We start from the raw sequence: 16,917 nt of genomic DNA, 5'->3' as shown, positions 1-16,917 counted from the left end.
TGCTGGTCAGTGGCGGTTTTTGCGTCCCTCCGGCAGGGGCGGAGAGGGCATTGGAGGGGTGCTCGTGACACCGCTGGCACACTCCATCAGGTGTGCGGCCCGCGGTCGGCAGGTCGCCGCTGAGGGGCGGCTGCGGGCATCTCAGAGTGCTCTCGGAAGCCGTCCAGGCAGGGCGAGAGAGTGTCCTTGGTCACAGGCCAAGGTGATCCTGTTATGATCTCGATGTCAGTTAAGCCTTCCGGGCTCGGATTCGTTCCGACCGGGAGGCTTTTTTCGTTCTGGGACGCCCGACGTCAACGCGGCAGTTCCCCTCGTCCTGTGAAGGAGTTCGATGTCTGACATCTCTGTGCGCCTCGCGAGCGCTGCCGACCATGCCACGTTGGAGCGTCTCTGGCTGATGTTCCGTCATGACATGTCGGAGTTCTACGGCCTGCTCCCCAACCCGGACGGGACGTTCCGCAGCGAACGGCTTCAGTCCGCGCTCCATGACGCCGACTGGGCGCCGTACCTGCTGATGAGCGGTGAGCGCCCGGTGGGGCTCGCGTTCGTCCGCAACCTCGCGGGCCCGACGCGCGTGTTGAACAGCTTCTTCGTGGTGCGCGGGGCGAGGAGGGCGGGGGTGGGGCTGCGTGCCGTCCAGGAGGTGGTCGCCAGGCATCCCGGCCCGTGGGAGATCGCCTTCCAGGACGCCAACGTGGCCGCCGTGCGGTTCTGGCGGCGCGTCGCCACCGAGATCGCCGGCGACCGCTGGACGGAGGAGCGAAGGCCGGTGCCGGGGCTGCCCGACGTACCGCCCGATGTGTGGATCTCGTTCGACGTGCCCGCGTGAACGGCGCGGGGGCCGGTCACGGTAGGGTTTGTGACTGACGTTAGGGATTTTGTCAGTTACAGGGGATGTGGATGCAGGTACTCGCGCAGGCCGAGCGGCTGCCGCGCAGCGTGCGGCTGCTCATCGTGGCACGGGCGGTCAACCGGCTCGGGGCGTTCTCCCTGTCGTTCCTGACCGTCCTGATCACCGCCGAGTTCGGCGTGAGCGCGACGACGGCCGGGCTCGTCTCGTCCGCGTTCGGGCTCGCGACGATTCCCTCGCGCCTCTTCGGCGGGCACCTCGCCGACCGGCTGGGGCGGCGCCGCACGATCGTGCTCGGGCTCTCCGGCTGCGCAGTCGCGCAGTTAGGCATCGCGGCCTCCGGGTTGCTGGCCCTGGTCGCGGTGTTCGCCGTCCTGCTCGGGCTGGCCTTCGAGCTGTACGAGCCGCCGAGCCAGGCGATGATCGCGGACGCGGTCGGCCCCGCCGCGCGGACGCGTGCCTACAGCCTGCTCAACGCCGCCCTGGCCGCGGCTGGCATGGGGGCCGGGCTGATCGCGGCCGGCGTGGGGCGATGGGACCTTCGCTGGCTGTTCGTCGTCGACGCGCTGACCTGCCTGGCGTGCGCGATCGTCGTGCGTGTCGTCCTGCCGGCGGACCGTCCCGGAGCCCGGCGCGCACAGGCCCCGGCGCCCGCCCCGGCCTCGCCCTGGACGGACCCCGCGCTGATGGTCATGCTCGCCTGCGGCACGCTGTTCGCGCTCGTGTACATGGGGATCATGGTCGCGCTCCCGCTCTCCCTGCCGCGTCTCGGCCTGGACGCCGCGGACGCCGGCATCCTGTTCACCGTCTCGGCCGTCATCACCGTCGCCGGGCAGCCTCTCCTGCGGCTGAGAAAGATGGCGGCGTTGTCGGCGCCCGCGGCTCTGGCCGTGGGCGCCGCCGTCATGGCCGTGGGCCTGGCCGGGTACGCCGTCGCCCACACCCTGTCGGCCTTCGTGGCCGCGACCGTGGTGTGGAGCGTCGGCGACATCGTGATGGTCGGACGCGCGTTCGCGATCGTCGCGGACCTGGCCCCAGAGGATGCCAGGGGACGCTATCTCGCCGTCTACGGAACCAGCTGGGGCGCCGCCACCGTCGCCGTGCCCGTCGCGGCGGCGCAGCTCCTCGAACGCGTGGGCGCGGAGGGCCTGTGGGGAGCCATGGCGGCCGTCTGCCTCGTCCTCGCCGCCGCCCAGCCGGGCGTCAGACGGCTGCTGCGGAACCGGGCAGGCGGATCCCGCTAGACGGTGAGAAGGCTCCGGTCGAGAGCCGTCAGTCGCGGACGGTCAGGCCCATGGACCTGGCCGTGCCCGCGACGATCTTCTCGGCCTGGTCCAGGTCGGAGGTGTTGAGGTCGGGCAGCTTCGCCTGGGCGACCTGGCGGAGCTGGGCGCGGGTGATCGTGCCGCCACTCTGGTGTCCCGGACGCGGGCTGCCGCCGTCGAGCCCGGCGACGCGCCGGATCAGCGACGCGGTGGTCGGCTGCTTGGTGGTGACCTCGAAGGAGCGGTCGTCGTAGACGGTGATGACGGCGGGGACGACGAACCCGCGACTGTCCTGGGTCTGCGCGTTGTACTGCCGGCAGAACTCCATGAGGTTGATGCCGAGCGGGCCGAGGTCCTTGCCGACGTTCGCCGGGCCTGCCTCGCCGGCCTGGATGTGCAGGGTGACGACCCTGGCCACCTTGTTCTTTGCCATGGCGGCTACGCTAAAGTCTCCCGTTACTGGAGGCTCAACCGAATTATGGGCTACACGATCGGCCGGCTGGCGAAGCTGACGGGCCTGACGGTCAAGACCATCCGCTTCTACTCCGACGCGGGCGTGCTCCCCGAGCCCGAGCGCACCGCCGCCGGCTACCGCCTCTACGGCGACCAGGACCGAGTGCGGCTGGAGCTGATCCGCACGCTCAGGGAGATCGGCGTCGACCTGGCCACGATCCGCTCGCTCGGCGACCGCGAGTTGAGGGACGTCCTGGATCTCCACCTCAGGGCGGTCGAGACGCAGATCGGGTCGCTCCAGCGCACCAGGGCGGTGCTGAAGGCCACCCTCGCCCGCGACGGCGACCCGGCCGATGAGGACCTGCGCAGGCTGCACACGCTCGGCCGGCTCGGCACGGCGGAGCTGGGGGCTCTGTGCGACGCGTTCCTCCACGAGGTGGGCGGCGACGTCCCTGCGCGGCACGAGTGGCTGGCCCAGATGCGCGAGTGCATGCTCCCCGACCTGCCCGAGGAGCCGACCGCCGCGCAGCTCGACGCCTGGCTGGAGCTGGTCGACCTGCTGGCCAGCGAGGACTTCCGTGACAGCCTGCGCAGGCAGAGCGAGGAGTACTGGGAGGAGCGGGATTTCGCCGCGTGGCGCGAGGCCAACGTCCAGGTGATGCGGGAGGCGCTGGACGCCGTGCGCGCGGGCGTCGAGCCGGGCTCGACCGAGGCCGGGGTGATCCTCCAGCGGATCCTGTCGGCGTTCGGGCTGAGCCGGGAGGAGCTGCTGCGCGGGTTCGAGGAGCACGACCCGCGGGCTTCCAGGTTCTGGGAGCTGGTGTCGATCATCCGGGGCACGCCCTGGCCGTCGGAGCAGACGATCGCGTACGGGTGGATCGGGGCCGCGCTGCGCGCCGAGTGACGGGATCAGTCGTCGGCGGGGAAGGCGAAGAGCCGGATGTACAGGGGGCGGGCGTCCGGCGGGGCGTCCTCGGCGCGATGGCTGTGCTTCGTCAGCAGCGCCATGTACGCCTCGAAGAACTCCTCGAACTCCGCCCTGGTCATGCGGCCGAGCCCGCGTGACGCCTTGACCCAGTGGGGGTCGCGCTCGTAGAGCCCGGGGAGGCGCTCGAACAGCTTGAGGTCCTCCTCCAGGCCGACCCGGTGGAACTCGGTGAGCACCGGACGGTCCTCGGGGGCGAGCTGGTCGGGCGTGGGCAGCCGCAGGTCTCGGGGCCCTTCGGCCCTGCGCCACCAGCGTTCCCTGCCGGTCGAGCGTTCGGGGATCTCCTCGATGAAGCCGTACTTCTCCAGCTGGCGCAGGTGGTAGCTGGTCGTGCCCGTCTTGGCGCCGAGCAGTTCGCCGAGTGTCGTCGAGGTCGCGGGGCCGTGGACGCTGAGATGGCGGAGCATGAGCCGGCGCATGGGGTGGGCGAGCGCCTTGAGCCTCGCCGGGTCGTCGAGAAGGAACGACTCCTCATCCTTCATGGTGAGCAAGCCTAGTCCTGCAGAGGGATATCTGCCGACATTCATTTGCCGAGAAGTCTCTGCAGACTATCGTCGGCAATATGAGACGAAGCCTCCTGGCGGTGGTCGCCGCCCTGTGCCTGTTCGCCGCTCCCGCGGCCGCCGAACCGCCGCCCTCCGTACCCGCTGACCTGACGGCGACCGAGGTGAGCTTCCGCGGCGACCGCGGCCTGGCCATGCACGGCACGGTCCTGTCGCCCGCCGCAGCGGAGCCCGGCCGGCCGGGCATCGTCCTGGTGCACGGGGCCGGTACGGGCACGCCGCGCACCAAGCTGCTGGGCGAGGCCGTCGAGTTCGCCCGCAGGGGCATGTCCGTGCTGATCTACGACAAGCGCTCCGAGGACTACTCGCTCTTCGACCGGTCGTACGCGCAGCTCGCCCGCGACGCGCTCGGCGCCGTGGCCGAGCTGCGTACCCAGCCCGGCGTGGACCCGGCGAAGGTCGGCATCTGGGGGCTCAGCGAGGGCGGCTGGGTGGCTCCGATCGCGGCCTCCCAGTCGCGGGACATCGCCTTCGTCGTGCTCGTGGGCGCGAACAGCCAGGAGCCCTTGCGTCAGCAGTCCTGGGCCGTCGCGGCCGGGATGCGCAAGGCCGGGATGTCGGGCCCGCTCGTCGACCGGGCCGAACCCAACCTCTACCGGACGCTCGCCGACGGCGACCTGTTCCCCGAGCCCTACTACGACCCAGCGCCGACCATCGCCGCGGTCCGCCAGCCTGTGCTCGGCATCTGGGGCGTCCACGACCTGCTGACCCCGCCCAGGGAGAGCCCGCCGAGGTTCGCCGAGGCGCTGGAGCGGGGCGGCAACCGGCACTACACGTTCCGCTTCTTCCCCGACGCCGACCACGCCGCCCACCAGACCCCTGACGGCGGCGTCACCCGGCTGCCCGAGCTCGCCCCCGGCTACGCGGACCTGGTCGGCTCCTGGGTCCGCGACGTGACGGCGGGCGACCCGCCCACGGCGCAGACCTCGGGACCGGCTCCCGTGCAGGAGTCGCCGACCTTCTCGGTGGCTCCTCCGGCCTGGTGGGAGTCGGCGCCGGTGCAGCTCGCGGCGCTGGTGCTGCTGGTCGTGGCGTTCGCCGCCTACCCGGTGGTCGCCCTGGTGCGCCGCCTGCGCGGCAGCTCGCGAGCGCCGGTGACGAGAGCCGCGCGGCTCCTCAGCGCCGCGGGGCTGACGGCGGTGCTCGGGTCGTTCTCCTACGTGTTCTACCTGGTGATGACCGGCGGCAAGCTGTCCGCGCCCGGGCCGATGCTCGCCGGACGCCCGCTGGTCTGGCTGGCGCTACAGGCCGTCGCGGTGGCCTCGCTGGTGGCCACGGTGCTCACCGCCCGGGCCTGGCGCCGCGCCTCCGCCCCGCGAGGGGAGCGGGCGCGGCTCGGCTTGCTGCTCGCCGGCGGGCTGGTGCTCGTCCCGTGGGGGCTGTACTGGGGCTTGCTGCTCCCGTGAGCCTCAGTACGCGGCGGTGAACCGGGTCCGGTGGTGCTTGGGGCGTTCGGCCTCGTCCAGGAGCGCCACCGCGAGGTCCTCCATGGAGATCCTGGACGTGCCGTCGGCGTCCACCAGGAGCTCGTCGGCGCCCAGGCGGTAGTTGCCGGTGCGTTCGCCCGGTTCGAGGAGCGCGGCCGGGCTGAGGTAGGCCCAGTCCACGTCCGCGTCGGCGCGGCAGGCGGCCAGCTGCTCGTCGCACGCCCGCGCGATGGGACGCCAGGACGGGGGGAAGTCCGGGGCGTCGATCACGGTGCCGCCGGTGCCGGGCACGGTCAGGCTGCCCGCGCCGCCGACCACCAGCAGCCGGGCGCCCGTCCCGGCCAGCCCCGCCAGCAGCGCTCTGGCGACGGCGGCCAGCTCGCCCTCCCTGCCGGGCGCGGGGCGGGTCGCGGTGATGACGACGTCCTGGCCGGCGCTCAGCCGGGCGACGTCCCGGGGGTCGGAGGCGTCTCCGGCCCGGACGTCCGCGCCCAGCCCGTGAGCGCGGGACGGGTCGCGCACGACGGCGGTGACCTCGTGACCGCGCGACAGCGCCTCGGCGACGACCCGGCGTCCGACGTTCCCTGCCGCTCCGAACACGGTGATACGCATGCTTGCCTGCTCCTTCGAGGTGTTCATGACTTCCTGCCGAGCGTCTGGCCGGCGACCAGGGCGCCGAGGGCGACGGCGAAGCCGACGACCTGCCAGCCGGTGAGGGTCTGCCCGAGGACGGCGAGCCCGGCGAGCGTGGCGACCAGCGGGTTGGTGAGGCCGAGGAGCGACACCGAGGTGGGGGCGAGCCTGTCGATGCCGCGGAACCAGAGGACGTAGGCCATGGCCGTGCCGATGACGCCCAGGTAGGCGAAGCCGAGCAGGTTCGTCCCGGAAACGGACGTCGGCACGCCTTCGAGCGCCAGCGTGAGCGGTACCAGGACCAGCCCGCCGATGGTGAGCTGCCACCCGGTCTGGACGAGCGGCGGCGCCTCCGGCCGCCCCCACTTCTTGGCCAGGACGATGGCCGTCGCCATCAGCGAGGTGGCGGTGAGCATGGCGGCGATGCCGAGCGGGTCGACGCGGGCCTCGGCGGTGAGGGTGAGCAGCGCGACGCCGCCGGTGCCGATCACGGCCGCGAGCAGCACCCACCGGGACGGGCGGACCCGCAGCACCACCAGCGAGAGCACGGTCACGATCAGCGGCTGGACGGAGCCGATGGTCGAGGCGACCCCGCCGGGCAGGCGGTAGGCGGCGAAGAAGATCAGGGGGAAGAAGGCGCCGAAGTTGAGCAGGCCGAGCACGACGGACTTCCACCACCACGATCCGTGCGGCAGCCGCCGGGTGACGGCCAGCAGCACCAGCCCCGCGGGGAGGGCCCGCAGGGTGGCGGCGAGCAGCGGACGGTCTGGGGGCAGCAGGGTGGTGGTGACGACGTAGGTGGTGCCCCAGCTGGCGGGGGCGAGGGCGGTGAGCAGGAGGTCGCTCCAGCGCGGCGCGGTCCGCGGGGCGCCTGGGAGGGCGCTCGGCGTCGCCTGCCCGGCGTTTTCGGTGATGGTCGCCATGTCGGTCGCCTCTCATCGATAATCTCAACGTTGAGATACTCTATACCTGAACGCTAAGTATGTGAACGTTGAGATTATTCCTGGAGGTCGGATGAGCGACGCGGTGGACGAACTGCTGGCCCAGTGGGCGCGCGAGCGGCCCGACCTCGACGTCTGGCCGATGGGCGTCGTCGGCCGGATCTCGCGGCTGGCACGGCTGATGGAGCGGGAGCTGAACGGCTTCTTCGCCGCCCACGGGCTCGGCCCCGCGGAGTTCGACGTGCTGGCCACCCTGCGCCGGTCGGGCCCGCCGTACGAGCTGACCGCCGGGGCGCTGCTGAAGTCCTCGATGGTCACGTCCGGGGCGATCACCAACCGCGTCGACCGGCTGGAGGGCAAGGGGCTGGTCGAGCGGCTGCAGAGCGCCGAGGACCGCCGCTCGGTGCCGGTCCGGCTCACCCCGCGCGGGCTGGAGCTCGTCGACGAGCTCGTCGCCCTGCACGTCGAGAACGAGGCGCGGCTCCTGGCCGCACTGGACAGGGCCGACTGCGACCAGCTGTCCGGCACGCTCCGCCGGTTGCTGGAGTCGCTGGGCGACACCTCGCTGGGCGCCACCGTCCAGGGGTGAAGGCGACGTCTCCGTGGCGTTCAGGCGACAATCGGACACGTGCACTTCGGAATCCTCGGCCCGCTTGAGGTGCGGACCGACGAGGGGGAAACGGTCTCCGTCGGCGGGCCCAGGCCGCGCGCGCTGCTCGCGCTGCTCCTGCTCGACGCCGGCCGGCTGGTCGGCGTCGAGCGGCTGATCGACGGCCAGTACGGCGACGACCCTCCGGCCGGCGCGGCCAACGCGATCCAGGCCCACGTGTCCAGACTCCGCCGCAACCTGCCTGACGGCCTCGTGGAGTTCCACGGCTCGGGGTACCGCCTCGCGGTCGACCCCGAGGACGTCGACGTCTACCGGTTCGAGCGGCTGGCCCGCGACGGGCGCGGCCTTCTGGCGGCGGGCCGGCACGAGCGCGCCGCGAGAACGCTCAGGGACGCTCTTGCGCTGTGGCGCGGCCCCGCGCTGGCGGACGTGGCCGACGCGCCGTTCGCCCGGCCGCAGGCGGCCCGCCTCGAAGAGGCCAGGCTGGCGGCCAGGGAGGATCTCGTCGAAGCCGAGCTCACGCTTCCAGAGGGCCCCTCGATCGCCGAGCTGCGGCAGCTGGTGGAGGCGAACCCGCTGCGCGAGCGGCTGCGCGGGCAGCTCATGCGGGCGCTGCACGCGTCCGGGCAGCAGGCCGCCGCGCTGGCCGTCTTCGACGAGGTCAGACGGCTGCTCGCGGACGAGCTCGGCGCCGACCCCGCCCCGGAGCTGGCCGCGCTGCACCTGGCGATCCTGCGCGGCGAGGGCCCGCGCGAGCAGGCGACCCGCCGCCGGGTGCCCGCCCAGCTGACCAGCTTCGTGGGACGCGAGGCCGAGCTGGACCTGATCGACGCGCTCGGTGACGCCCGGCTGATCACCATCACCGGCCCCGGAGGCACCGGCAAGACCCGGCTGGCCATCGAGGCCGCCCGCCGCCGAGGGCCTGACCCGGCCCGCGCGGGCTCCCCCGAGGGACGCCGGCAGGCACGGGACGTGGGGTTCGTGGACCTGACGCTGCTCGACGACGGCGCCCAGCTCCCCTTGGCCGTGCTGGGGGCGCTCGGCCTGCGGGAGGCGGGGCTGCAGTCGCCGGCGCTGGACCGTCCCGACCCCGCCGACCGGCTGGTGGCGGCCCTCGCGGACCAGGACCTGCTGCTCATCCTGGACAACTGCGAGCACGTGATCGCCCCCGCCGCCGAGCTCGTCCGCCGGCTGGTCGACGCCTGCCCACAGCTGGCGATCATGGCCACCAGCCGCGAGCCGCTCGGGCTCACCGGCGAGAGGCTGGTCCCGCTGTCGCCGCTGGCCGTGCCGCCGCCCGGCACCGGCACCGACGACGCGCTCGCCTATCCCGCCGTGCGGCTGTTCGCGGAGCGGGCCGCCGCCGTGCGTCCGGGGTTCGCGATGCGTCCCGAGGTCGCCGAGATCTGCGCCACGCTGGACGGCCTGCCACTCGCCATCGAACTGGCGGCGGCGCGGCTGCGCTCGTTCACCGTGGCGGAGATCGCCGCCCGCCTGAACGAGCACGGACGCTTCAAGCTGCTCTCCCGCGGCGACCGCACCGCGGCGGCCAGGCACCGAACCCTGCGCGCGGTGGTGGACTGGAGCTGGAGCCTGCTCAGCCCGGAGGAGCAGACGCTGGCCAGGCGGTTCTCGGTGTTCTCCGGGGGCGCGTCGCTGGAGGCGGTCGAGCGGGTCTGCGGCGACGGCGACGTGCTGGCCGACCTGGTGGACAAGTCCCTCGTCGAGGCGAGCGGCGGACGCTACCGGATGTTCGACACGATCCGCCTTTTCTGCGCCGAACGGCTGGCCGAGGCGGGGGAGGAGGAGCAGACCCGCGACGAGCACGCCGCCTGCTTCCTCGACCTGGCCCAGCGCGCCGACCCGTGGCTGCGCCGGGCGGAGCAGCTCGACTGGCTGGCCAGGCTCTCCGACGAGCACGACAACCTCCAGGCCGCGCTGCGCCACGCCGTCCAGCAGGCTCCGGAGACGGCGTTGCGGCTGGTCGCGGCCCTGGCGGCGTACTCGTGGCTGAGCGGGCGGCGCGGCCAGACGACCTCGTCCGCGCTGCGGCTGCTCGACCGGATTGGCGGCGAGCCGATCGCGGGGCTGGAGGAGGAGTACGTGCTGTGCGTGCTGCAGGCCGTGCCCGACACCGGCCCCGGGCCGTGGGCGCGGGCCGAGGAGATCATGTGGTCGCTGGATCGGGAGCTACGCCACCCGTTCCTGAGCGTGCTGTGGGGGATGACGGCGGGCCCGCCGGACCCGGAGGCCACCGAGCAGCAGAAGTGGCTGCTCGACGACGACCCGTGGAACCAGGCCGTGGCCATGCTCAGCGAGGCGCTGATGGAGCTGCTCGACGGCGGGGTGGCCGACGCCGAGCGGCGGCTGGAGGCGACGCTGACGCAGTTCCGGTCCGTGGGCGAGCGCTGGGGGATGGCCCAGGCCCTCGAATGGCTCGCGATGATCTCCAACTGGCGCGGCGACTGGGCCGAGGCCAGGCGGCTCTGGGGGCGGGCGCTCGACCTGAACGAGCAGCTCGGCGCCCTGGACGAGCTGGTGGACGTGCTCTGCCGGAGGTCCGGCGGGCTGCTGCGGGAGGGTGATCTCGCGGGGGCCCGCGCCGACCTCGAACGCGCCACCGAGCTGGCCCGCAGCACCTCGCGCCGGTCGCCTCAGCTGGAGCTGGTGTGGGGCGAGCTGGCCCGCCACGGCGGCGACCTCGCGGAGGCGCGCGCCCGGTACACGACGGTGCTGGACGCCGCCACCCCCGGCGCGTACGTCACCGAGGGCGTCAGGCCGCTCGTGCTCACGGCGCTGGGACGGCTGGCCGAGGCCGAACGGGACCTCGCGGAGGCCAGGCTCCGCCACGGCGAGGCGCTGGCAGTGGTGCGCGCGTCCCACACGATGGCGATCGACGTGGCCGAGGTCGCCGAGGGGCAGGCCGGGCTGGCCCTGCTCGAAGGGGCCGCGGAGCGGGCCGCGTACCTGCTCGGCGTGGCCGTGGCCGTGCGCGGCACCACCGTGGCCGGCGACCGCGACGTCGCCAGGATCGCCGCCGGCGCCACGCGGCGCGTCGGCGCGGACGCCTTCGCCGCGCACTTCGCCAGGGGCGCCGCACTGAGCCGCGAAGAAGCGCTGACAGCCCTGTCCTGAGCGGTGCTGACAGCCCGCGCTGACAGCCCTGTTCTGAGCGGTGCTGACAGCCCGCGCTGACAGCCCTGTTCTGAGCTCCACCGGACGGTGCTGACAGCCCGCGCCTGACTGTCAGCCGACTGTCTCCGGCCTGTCAGCGCTCCGGACGAACGTGGTGGACATGAAGAACACCAACGTCCTCATCTCCGGGGCGAGCGTCGGCGGCCCCGCCCTCGCCTGCTGGCTGGCCCGCTACGGCTACCGCGTGACCGTCGTCGAGAAGGCGCCCGTCCTGCGCAAGGGCGGCCAGGCCGTCGACTTCAAGGGCGAGATCCACAAGACCGTCCTGCAGAGGATGGGCGTCATGGACGACCTCCTGCGGCTCCAGACAGGCGGGACCGACCAGGAGTTCGTCGACGCGAACGGCCGCAGGCTGGCGGTGATGCCCGGCGAGTTCAGCGGCGGCGAGATCGAGATCCATCGCGGTGACCTGGCGCGACTGCTGTACGAGAAGAGCGTCGCCGCCGGGTGCGAGTACGTCTTCGGCGACTCGATCACCTCGCTCACCGAGACCGCGAGCGGCGTGCACGTCACGTTCGAGCGGGGCGCCCCGCGCACCTTCGACCTGGTCGTGGGCGCCGACGGGATCCACTCCAACGTCCGCCGCCTGGCGTTCGGCCCCGAGTCCGACTACGTCGACTTCCTCGGCCACTACTACGCCCTGGCCGAGGTGCCGGAGCGGTTCGGGGCCGTCCCGAAGATCTACAACGAGCCCGGCAGGATGGTCGCCGCCGGTGGCCCCAAGGCCGACGCCTTCTTCGTCTTCGCCTCGCCGCGGCTCGACTACGACCGCTACGACACCGAGGAGATGAAGGGGGTCCTGCTCGACGCCTACGCCGGGATGGGCTGGCTGACGCCCGGCATCCTGGAGGCGGTCCGGCAGACGGACGAGTTCTACCTCGACTCGATCAGCCGGGTCACCATCGACCGCTACGCCAAGGGCCGCGTGGTGCTGCTCGGCGACGCCGCCTACGCCAACACGCTGGGCGGGTTCGGCTCCGGCCTGGCCCTGGTGGGCGCGTACGTCCTGGCCGGGGAGCTGGCGCTGGCCGGAGGCGACCACCTGGTCGCCTTCCGGCGCTACGAGGAAGGCTTCCGCGGTTACGCCAAGGTCTCCGAGAAGGGCAACGCGGGCTTCTTCCTCGCCCCCGCCACGCAGAGCCGGATCAGGATGCGGAACTGGATGTTCCGGTCCAGCCTCCTCCTCAAGCTGATGATGCGGATGACCGACGGCTTCGCCAACAACATCACCCTCAAGGACTACCCGTCACTGCTCCGCCGGTGAGGCGAACCAGGCCCCGGCGGGCGGAAGCAGCAGCAGGACGATCGCGGTCACGGGGAGGAACACGTTCGGGGCGAGCAGGTCGCCGGCCGTCAGGTCGTGGTCGGCCACCTGGACCCCGAGGAGCAGGGCCAGCTGGAAAGCCTCCACGGCGACCGCCGTCCACCTGGCCCGCCTCTCGCGCCTGCGCATGCCCCTCAGCGCCCACCACAGGGTCACCGCGGCCACGAGGGCCACGGCCAGCAGTAGCAGGGGGATCACGCCCCCTGAGGCGCCGAGGGCGAGCACGAACGCGGCGCCCACGATCGTCAGGCCCAGCTGCAGCGTCAGGACGAAGTCCGCGACGCCGACGATCCGCGGCCTGCGCGCTAACTCACTGGTGTCCGCCATGCGGGCATCTTCCCTTAATCGGGCGATCCCGTCATCGCTCTGATCGTCGCCGTCATGTTGGCGCGCAGGGCGGTCAGCCGGCCGTCGATGACGGTGGAGGCGTCGGCGCCGCTCCTGCGCGCCGCCACCCGCAGGCCGGTGTTGCCGGGCCCGTGGACGAACGTGTGACGCAGCAGCGTCTGCCCCGGCTCGGAGCCCGGCCGCAGGTCGTAACTCCACAGCGAGCCGGGGACGCCGGAGCCGTCGAGCACCTCCCAGGCGAAGCCGTGCGGCCGGTCCGCGCGGGTCACCACGCAGGTCACGTCCGCGACGAAGCCGTTGGGGTAGCGATTGCTCGCCTGGAACCTGGCGCCCGCGCGCGGCCCGGCGTCCGGCTCCAGCCAGGACGCCCGCGTGCACTCGGGGCTCCACTCGCCGAGCCGCGAGAGGTCGGTGACGAGGTCCCACACCTCGGACGGAGGCAGCGGCACCCGTACCTCCACCTCCGCAGTCGCGCCGGTGACCTCGTCGAACTCGCGTACCTCGACCGAGCCGAACCGCGCCACCGGATGCCTGGCGGCCACCTCGACCGCCTCTTCCAGCGTCGCGCACTCGATGATGTCGACGCCGCCGACCTGCTCCTTCGTCTCGGCGAACGGCCCGTCGCCGACGAGTACCTCGCCGTCGCGCACCCGCACGGCCCGGCCCTCGGCGGCCGGACGCAGCGCGTGCCCCCGCAGGCGGACGCCGCGCCCGTCCATCTCCTCGACCCAGTCGTGGGCTGAGGCTTCCTCCGGGCTAACCTTGATGGACTCGTCCGGACAGATCATCAACAGGAACTTCATCCAGAACCACTCCCTTCCCCAACGACGAACGACTCCGCTTAGACCGACAGGTGGACAGCGGCGGACGTGCAACGGATATTGGACAGGGCCGAGCAGTGCCCGACTACCGGAGGTCTTCTTGGACGCGCGTCTGGACCATCTCGTCTGCTGGGTCTCCGATCAGCTGCGGGCGCTCGACTTCTACGAGCAGGTCGTCGGCCTGCCGGGTGTGCGGGCCGAGGAGTTCAGGAACGGTGAGGCGGCCTTCCCCAGCGTACGCGTCGCAGAGGAGACGATCATCGACCTGATGCCCCAGGAGTGGGCGCCCCGGATCGACGAGGGCACCGGGGTGAAGGGCAGCGCCGGGCATCCGGTGAACCACTACTGCCTGGCGGTCGACCACGCGGAGTTCGAGGCGCTCAAGGCGCGCCTGGACAGGAACGGAGTGGAGATCACCGGGACGGGCGCCGACTCGTTCGGGGCCCAGGGCATCGCCCGCGAGGTGATCTACTTCCCCGACCCCGACAGCAACGTCATCGAGGTCCGTTACTACGCGTAGTGGTCCTGCGCAGCCGCCCTCGCACCGCCCTGCGCACCACGGGGCCCATGTCCTCCAGCGCCGTGACCAGGACGGCGAGCTGCTCCAGGGAGTCGAGCGCCTGCCCGGCCCCCTCCCGATCGACGCCCTCGTAGAGCTCCAGGCCGACGAAGGCGGCGGCGGTCGCTCTGGCCAGGCCGCCGATGTCGACGAACTCGGCCAGCGGGGTCTCGGCGAGCACCCGGGTGAGGGTCCGCTCCAGCTCCGCGATCCACAGGTTGAGCCCGTCGGCCGTGGCGGGGGCCAGCTTGGCGTCGGACTGGCTGCCCGCCAGCAGCTGGGCCAGCGCGGCGACGTGGCCCAGCGCCCGCTCCTCCTCGTGCAGCGCGCGGGCCAGGTCGAGCAGCTCGCGCAGGGTGCCGACCGACGCGAAGCGCTCGCGGTAGGCCGCCACCCGCTGCCGGGCGCCCTGCTCGCACGCCTCGGACAGGAGCTGGTCGACGCTGCCGAAGTGGTAGAACACCAGCGCCTGGTTGACCCCTGCCGCCGAGGCGATCGACCTGGCCGAGACCCCGGCGATGCCCTGCGTGCCGAGCGTCCGCAGCGCCGCGTCGAGCAGCTTGGATCTCGTGTCGGCCACCATGTGTCTCCCGGGGGTCAGCAGCGGGCGCTCTCGCGCCTCGGCCTCACCGTAGCGGGAACGGAGGCCGCCTCGACGTACGAGACGGTGAAGCTGCCCCAGTAGCCGAAGATCCGGCCGAGCAGGGGGTTGGAGACGGTGACCGCGATCGTGAAACGTTCCGACCGGTCGTCGAAGTGCTCGGTGACGGTGGCGGCGCCGGTCGCGCACGCCGGGATGGGCAGGGCGAGCGGGCCTTCGAGCAGGCGCTGGCGGCCCGAGCGGATGACGAGGCCGCCCCGGTCGTCCACCGACAGGTCGAGCGTGGTGACGAGGTGCTGGTGGGTGCCGAGGTAGTCGATCACCTGGCCGGTCGCGGGGTTGAGGACCATCGTCGCGTCGAAGCGTCCGCGCGGGAAGGTGCGGACGAAGGTGACGGTCTCGCGGCCGTACGAGTCGAGGTACGGGTAGTTCTCGATGACGAACGGGATGTTCCGGCCGGACTGGGCGACCAGCACGTTCCTGCGGCGGCCGAGCGCGAGGAACGGCCGGACGATCGGGCCCGCGTTCCAGATCCGGTCCATCACCCCGCGTCCGACGCACGCCTCGCCGGAGTCGAGCCCGACGCCGAAGCGCCGCTGGAGCTGGGGGTGCAGGCGGTCGAAGGCGTCGCCGAGCGCGAGCTGGAAGATCGAGGGCATGGTTCCTCCTGGGTGGGGGGACGGCGCAGGCAGCGGCGGGCCGCCGGGGTGCCGGGCAGCGGCGGCAGGACGATCGCGAGGACGGTGACCGCCACGGCGACCGGGCCGGGCACGACGGGAGTCCACGCGACCACCGCTGCGAGGGCCCTGGCGGCCAGTTCGGCGAGGGCCTGGAGCAGCGACCGCTCGGGCGTCCTCCCGGTCTCCAGCCACAGCCGGAGCCGGTCGAAGGACCAGGCCGTCGCCCACCACATCAGCCACCCGGGCAGCACGTGCGGCCGGTACCCGTACGCGGTCAGGAACCGCAGACCTCCGCGTACCGGGACGTAACGCCAGTAGCCCGAGCCGGAGCGGATCGGCGAGAGCGGGTGCCGGGAGCCGAACCGCAGCGCGGACGTGCGAGTGCCGTCGGGCCGGTGGCGCTCGCCCGCGCTGACGCCCACCCCGCTGACGCCGAGCGTCGAGTAGCGGAACCGCTGCGGCTCGCCCTCGGCCCGGGGGAGGTAGCGGATGCGGCCGAAGCGCAGGTCCCAGCGCTGGTGCAGGGCCGGGTCCTGGGTGTGCAGCCACAGCGCGTCGAGGTCGGCGCGGATGGACGTCTCGACGTAGAGATGACGGGCCACGCGAACCCTCCTTTTGAGCGGTCGCTCAAATGGTAGCCCGATTTAAGCGAGTGCTCAAAACGTCAGGACGTTCTGGTACACAGGAGCGCATGGGTGTGACCGTGGATGAGTTCCTCAAGCTGCTCGACGAGCTGCCCGAGGTGCGGGCGAGCGAGGCCGGCGAGTGGGTCGGCTTCAAGGTGCGGGGCAAGGGGTTCGGCTACCTGTGGGAGGAGACCGAGACCGTCGGGCTCAAGGCGACGCTGCAGGAGCAGATCGCGCTGGTCGCCGAGCGTCCCGACGTGTTCGAGGTGCAGTTCACCGCGGGCCAGTTCGGCTGGGTCGTCGTCCACCTCGACCGCATCGACGCCGACGAGCTGTTCGAGCTGATGGCCGAGGCGTGGTGCCTGACCGCGCCGAAGTCGCTGGTGGCGGCCTTCGAGGCGACGCACGACATAGGCGGAAGAATCGCGCAGTGAGGGCACGCTAATCTCGGGCAACGTGACCGCTATGTCCATCAAGCTGCGCGAATGGCGCGAAGACGACGCCCCGGTGGTGTTCCGCGCTTTCCAGGCCGCCGACATGCGCAGGCAGTCCCCGTGGCCGATCCTGTCCGTCCAGGACGCGGCCGGCTGGATCGCCGCCTGGGAGGGCGTCGGTCACGCGTTCGCCGTCACCCTCGACGACCAGGTCGTCGGCAACGTCGCCGTCAGCGGCATCGACGGCCACGACAACGGCTGGGTCTCCTACTGGACCGTCGAAGAGGCCAGGGGGCGAGGCGTGGCGGCGGCGGCGACGTCCGACCTCGCGGCCTGGGCGTTCCGTGAGCGCGGCCTCTACCGCCTGGAGCTCGGCCACCGCACCAACAACCCCGCCTCGTGCCGGGTGGCGACCAAGGCCGGCTTCCGTCCGGAAGGCATCGAGCGCGGCAAGCTCTGCTACGACGGCATCCGCTACGACGTGGAACGCCACGCCCGCCTGGCCACCGACTGACCCGCGGGGCCGGTCGGCCGGTTCTGCGGGGAGCGCCGCCGACGGACCCTGTGGGGCGGTCGGGTGGTTCGGTGGGGGTGGGGTG

The 16,917-nt window shown here is 72.5% G+C and carries 19 protein-coding genes; 10 read left to right on the top strand and 9 right to left on the bottom strand.

All coding sequences use genetic code 11. From position 1 onward, the window contains the following. Positions 1-331 precede the first annotated feature (331 nt). Both ABT294_RS08045 and ABT294_RS08040 read left to right on the top strand, forming a co-directional pair. On the top strand, positions 332-829 hold the full coding sequence (locus ABT294_RS08045) for a GNAT family N-acetyltransferase (RefSeq protein ID WP_350804366.1): 498 nt from the start codon (positions 332-334) through the stop codon (positions 827-829). 71 nt (positions 830-900) lie between these two features. Further along, the gene (locus ABT294_RS08040) at positions 901-2,094 is read left to right on the top strand and encodes an MFS transporter (RefSeq protein ID WP_350804365.1); all 1,194 of its coding nucleotides are present in this window, start codon (positions 901-903) and stop codon (positions 2,092-2,094) included. A 28-nt stretch (positions 2,095-2,122) separates the two neighbouring features. Here the strand turns inward: ABT294_RS08040 and rplK are convergent, their stop codons facing one another. After that, a complete protein-coding gene (gene rplK / locus ABT294_RS08035; RefSeq protein ID WP_350804364.1) occupies positions 2,123-2,548 on the bottom strand; it encodes a 50S ribosomal protein L11 in 426 nt (141 codons plus the stop codon). Between the two features lie 45 nt (positions 2,549-2,593). Here rplK and ABT294_RS08030 point away from each other — a divergent pair, with 45 nt between their 5' ends. Then, positions 2,594-3,472 (top strand): MerR family transcriptional regulator, encoded by an 879-nt coding sequence (locus ABT294_RS08030; RefSeq protein ID WP_350804363.1) that lies wholly within the window; start codon positions 2,594-2,596, stop codon positions 3,470-3,472. Positions 3,473-3,477: 5 nt separating this feature from the next. On the opposite strand, the gene ABT294_RS08025 is transcribed toward ABT294_RS08030, so the two are convergent. After that, positions 3,478-4,038 carry an ArsR/SmtB family transcription factor gene (locus ABT294_RS08025; RefSeq protein ID WP_350804362.1) on the bottom strand — a complete coding sequence of 187 codons (561 nt, stop codon included), beginning with the start codon at positions 4,036-4,038 and terminating at the stop codon, positions 3,478-3,480. 80 nt (positions 4,039-4,118) lie between these two features. Between ABT294_RS08025 and ABT294_RS08020 the strand changes: the two genes are divergently transcribed. After that, positions 4,119-5,525, top strand: coding sequence for an alpha/beta hydrolase family protein (locus ABT294_RS08020; RefSeq protein WP_350804361.1), 1,407 nt, complete (start codon positions 4,119-4,121; stop codon positions 5,523-5,525). Between the two features lie 3 nt (positions 5,526-5,528). Here ABT294_RS08020 and ABT294_RS08015 read toward each other — a convergent pair whose 3' ends face one another. Continuing rightward, a complete protein-coding gene (locus ABT294_RS08015) occupies positions 5,529-6,158 on the bottom strand; it encodes an NAD(P)-dependent oxidoreductase (RefSeq protein ID WP_350804359.1) in 630 nt (209 codons plus the stop codon). 23 nt (positions 6,159-6,181) lie between these two features. Next, positions 6,182-7,102, bottom strand: coding sequence for an EamA family transporter (locus ABT294_RS08010; protein ID WP_350804358.1), 921 nt, complete (start codon positions 7,100-7,102; stop codon positions 6,182-6,184). Positions 7,103-7,193: 91 nt separating this feature from the next. Between ABT294_RS08010 and ABT294_RS08005 the strand changes: the two genes are divergently transcribed. The 3 genes from ABT294_RS08005 to ABT294_RS07995 all read left to right on the top strand — a co-directional run bounded on the left by ABT294_RS08005 (position 7,194) and on the right by ABT294_RS07995 (position 12,189). Continuing rightward, positions 7,194-7,709 carry a MarR family winged helix-turn-helix transcriptional regulator gene (locus ABT294_RS08005; RefSeq protein WP_350804356.1) on the top strand — a complete coding sequence of 172 codons (516 nt, stop codon included), beginning with the start codon at positions 7,194-7,196 and terminating at the stop codon, positions 7,707-7,709. A gap of 39 nt (positions 7,710-7,748) precedes the next feature. Next, a complete protein-coding gene (locus ABT294_RS08000) occupies positions 7,749-10,865 on the top strand; it encodes an AfsR/SARP family transcriptional regulator (protein ID WP_350804354.1) in 3,117 nt (1,038 codons plus the stop codon). A 160-nt stretch (positions 10,866-11,025) separates the two neighbouring features. Then, positions 11,026-12,189, top strand: a complete 1,164-nt coding sequence (locus ABT294_RS07995) for an FAD-dependent monooxygenase (RefSeq protein ID WP_350804353.1) — start codon at positions 11,026-11,028, stop codon at positions 12,187-12,189. Here ABT294_RS07995 and ABT294_RS07990 read toward each other — a convergent pair. After that, positions 12,172-12,576: a hypothetical protein gene (locus tag ABT294_RS07990; RefSeq protein ID WP_350804352.1), complete on the bottom strand. Its 405-nt coding sequence runs from the start codon at positions 12,574-12,576 to the stop codon at positions 12,172-12,174. The two genes, ABT294_RS07995 and ABT294_RS07990, sit on opposite strands and share 18 nt — an antisense overlap. A gap of 14 nt (positions 12,577-12,590) precedes the next feature. Beyond that, positions 12,591-13,400 (bottom strand): SRPBCC family protein, encoded by an 810-nt coding sequence (locus tag ABT294_RS07985; protein WP_350804350.1) that lies wholly within the window; start codon positions 13,398-13,400, stop codon positions 12,591-12,593. Positions 13,401-13,518: 118 nt separating this feature from the next. On the opposite strand from ABT294_RS07985, the gene ABT294_RS07980 reads away from it, so the two are divergent. Beyond that, a complete protein-coding gene (locus ABT294_RS07980) occupies positions 13,519-13,938 on the top strand; it encodes a VOC family protein (RefSeq protein WP_350804349.1) in 420 nt (139 codons plus the stop codon). Here ABT294_RS07980 and ABT294_RS07975 read toward each other — a convergent pair. The 3 genes from ABT294_RS07975 to ABT294_RS07965 are packed head-to-tail and all read right to left on the bottom strand — an operon-like array spanning position 13,913 to position 15,860. Beyond that, a complete protein-coding gene (locus tag ABT294_RS07975; protein WP_350804348.1) occupies positions 13,913-14,560 on the bottom strand; it encodes a TetR/AcrR family transcriptional regulator in 648 nt (215 codons plus the stop codon). The genes ABT294_RS07980 and ABT294_RS07975 overlap by 26 nt on opposite strands. A 14-nt stretch (positions 14,561-14,574) precedes the next feature. After that, on the bottom strand, positions 14,575-15,237 hold the full coding sequence (locus ABT294_RS07970; protein ID WP_350804347.1) for a DUF4166 domain-containing protein: 663 nt from the start codon (positions 15,235-15,237) through the stop codon (positions 14,575-14,577). Continuing rightward, the gene (locus ABT294_RS07965) at positions 15,120-15,860 is read right to left on the bottom strand and encodes a hypothetical protein (protein ID WP_350804346.1); all 741 of its coding nucleotides are present in this window, start codon (positions 15,858-15,860) and stop codon (positions 15,120-15,122) included. The genes ABT294_RS07970 and ABT294_RS07965 overlap by 118 nt, the downstream gene beginning before the upstream one ends. An 89-nt stretch (positions 15,861-15,949) precedes the next feature. Here ABT294_RS07965 and ABT294_RS07960 point away from each other — a divergent pair, with 89 nt between their 5' ends. Both ABT294_RS07960 and ABT294_RS07955 read left to right on the top strand, forming a co-directional pair. Beyond that, positions 15,950-16,318 (top strand): MmcQ/YjbR family DNA-binding protein, encoded by a 369-nt coding sequence (locus ABT294_RS07960; protein WP_350804344.1) that lies wholly within the window; start codon positions 15,950-15,952, stop codon positions 16,316-16,318. A gap of 31 nt (positions 16,319-16,349) precedes the next feature. Then, the gene (locus tag ABT294_RS07955; RefSeq protein WP_350804342.1) at positions 16,350-16,832 is read left to right on the top strand and encodes a GNAT family N-acetyltransferase; all 483 of its coding nucleotides are present in this window, start codon (positions 16,350-16,352) and stop codon (positions 16,830-16,832) included. Positions 16,833-16,917 lie beyond the last annotated feature (85 nt).

It is taken from the genome of Nonomuraea sp. NPDC000554 (genome assembly GCF_040300065.1).
GTDB lineage: Bacteria > Actinomycetota > Actinomycetes > Streptosporangiales > Streptosporangiaceae > Nonomuraea.
This window is presented reverse-complemented; position numbering and strand designations above follow the sequence as displayed.

Excerpts from the sequence above, each read along its gene's own strand:
- ABT294_RS08045 (WP_350804366.1), top strand. The coding sequence starts at position 332 with ATGTCTGACATCTCTGTGCGCCTCGCGAGCGCTGCCGACCATGCCACG.
- ABT294_RS08040 (WP_350804365.1), top strand. The coding sequence starts at position 901 with ATGCAGGTACTCGCGCAGGCCGAGCGGCTGCCGCGCAGCGTGCGGCTG.
- rplK (WP_350804364.1), bottom strand. The coding sequence starts at position 2,548 with ATGGCAAAGAACAAGGTGGCCAGGGTCGTCACCCTGCACATCCAGGCC.
- ABT294_RS08030 (WP_350804363.1), top strand. The coding sequence starts at position 2,594 with ATGGGCTACACGATCGGCCGGCTGGCGAAGCTGACGGGCCTGACGGTC.
- ABT294_RS08025 (WP_350804362.1), bottom strand. The coding sequence starts at position 4,038 with ATGAAGGATGAGGAGTCGTTCCTTCTCGACGACCCGGCGAGGCTCAAG.
- ABT294_RS08020 (WP_350804361.1), top strand. The coding sequence starts at position 4,119 with ATGAGACGAAGCCTCCTGGCGGTGGTCGCCGCCCTGTGCCTGTTCGCC.
- ABT294_RS08015 (WP_350804359.1), bottom strand. The coding sequence starts at position 6,158 with ATGCGTATCACCGTGTTCGGAGCGGCAGGGAACGTCGGACGCCGGGTC.
- ABT294_RS08010 (WP_350804358.1), bottom strand. The coding sequence starts at position 7,102 with ATGGCGACCATCACCGAAAACGCCGGGCAGGCGACGCCGAGCGCCCTC.
- ABT294_RS08005 (WP_350804356.1), top strand. The coding sequence starts at position 7,194 with ATGAGCGACGCGGTGGACGAACTGCTGGCCCAGTGGGCGCGCGAGCGG.
- ABT294_RS07995 (WP_350804353.1), top strand. The coding sequence starts at position 11,026 with ATGAAGAACACCAACGTCCTCATCTCCGGGGCGAGCGTCGGCGGCCCC.
- ABT294_RS07990 (WP_350804352.1), bottom strand. The coding sequence starts at position 12,576 with ATGGCGGACACCAGTGAGTTAGCGCGCAGGCCGCGGATCGTCGGCGTC.
- ABT294_RS07985 (WP_350804350.1), bottom strand. The coding sequence starts at position 13,400 with ATGAAGTTCCTGTTGATGATCTGTCCGGACGAGTCCATCAAGGTTAGC.
- ABT294_RS07975 (WP_350804348.1), bottom strand. The coding sequence starts at position 14,560 with ATGGTGGCCGACACGAGATCCAAGCTGCTCGACGCGGCGCTGCGGACG.
- ABT294_RS07970 (WP_350804347.1), bottom strand. The coding sequence starts at position 15,237 with ATGCCCTCGATCTTCCAGCTCGCGCTCGGCGACGCCTTCGACCGCCTG.
- ABT294_RS07960 (WP_350804344.1), top strand. The coding sequence starts at position 15,950 with ATGGGTGTGACCGTGGATGAGTTCCTCAAGCTGCTCGACGAGCTGCCC.
- ABT294_RS07955 (WP_350804342.1), top strand. The coding sequence starts at position 16,350 with ATGTCCATCAAGCTGCGCGAATGGCGCGAAGACGACGCCCCGGTGGTG.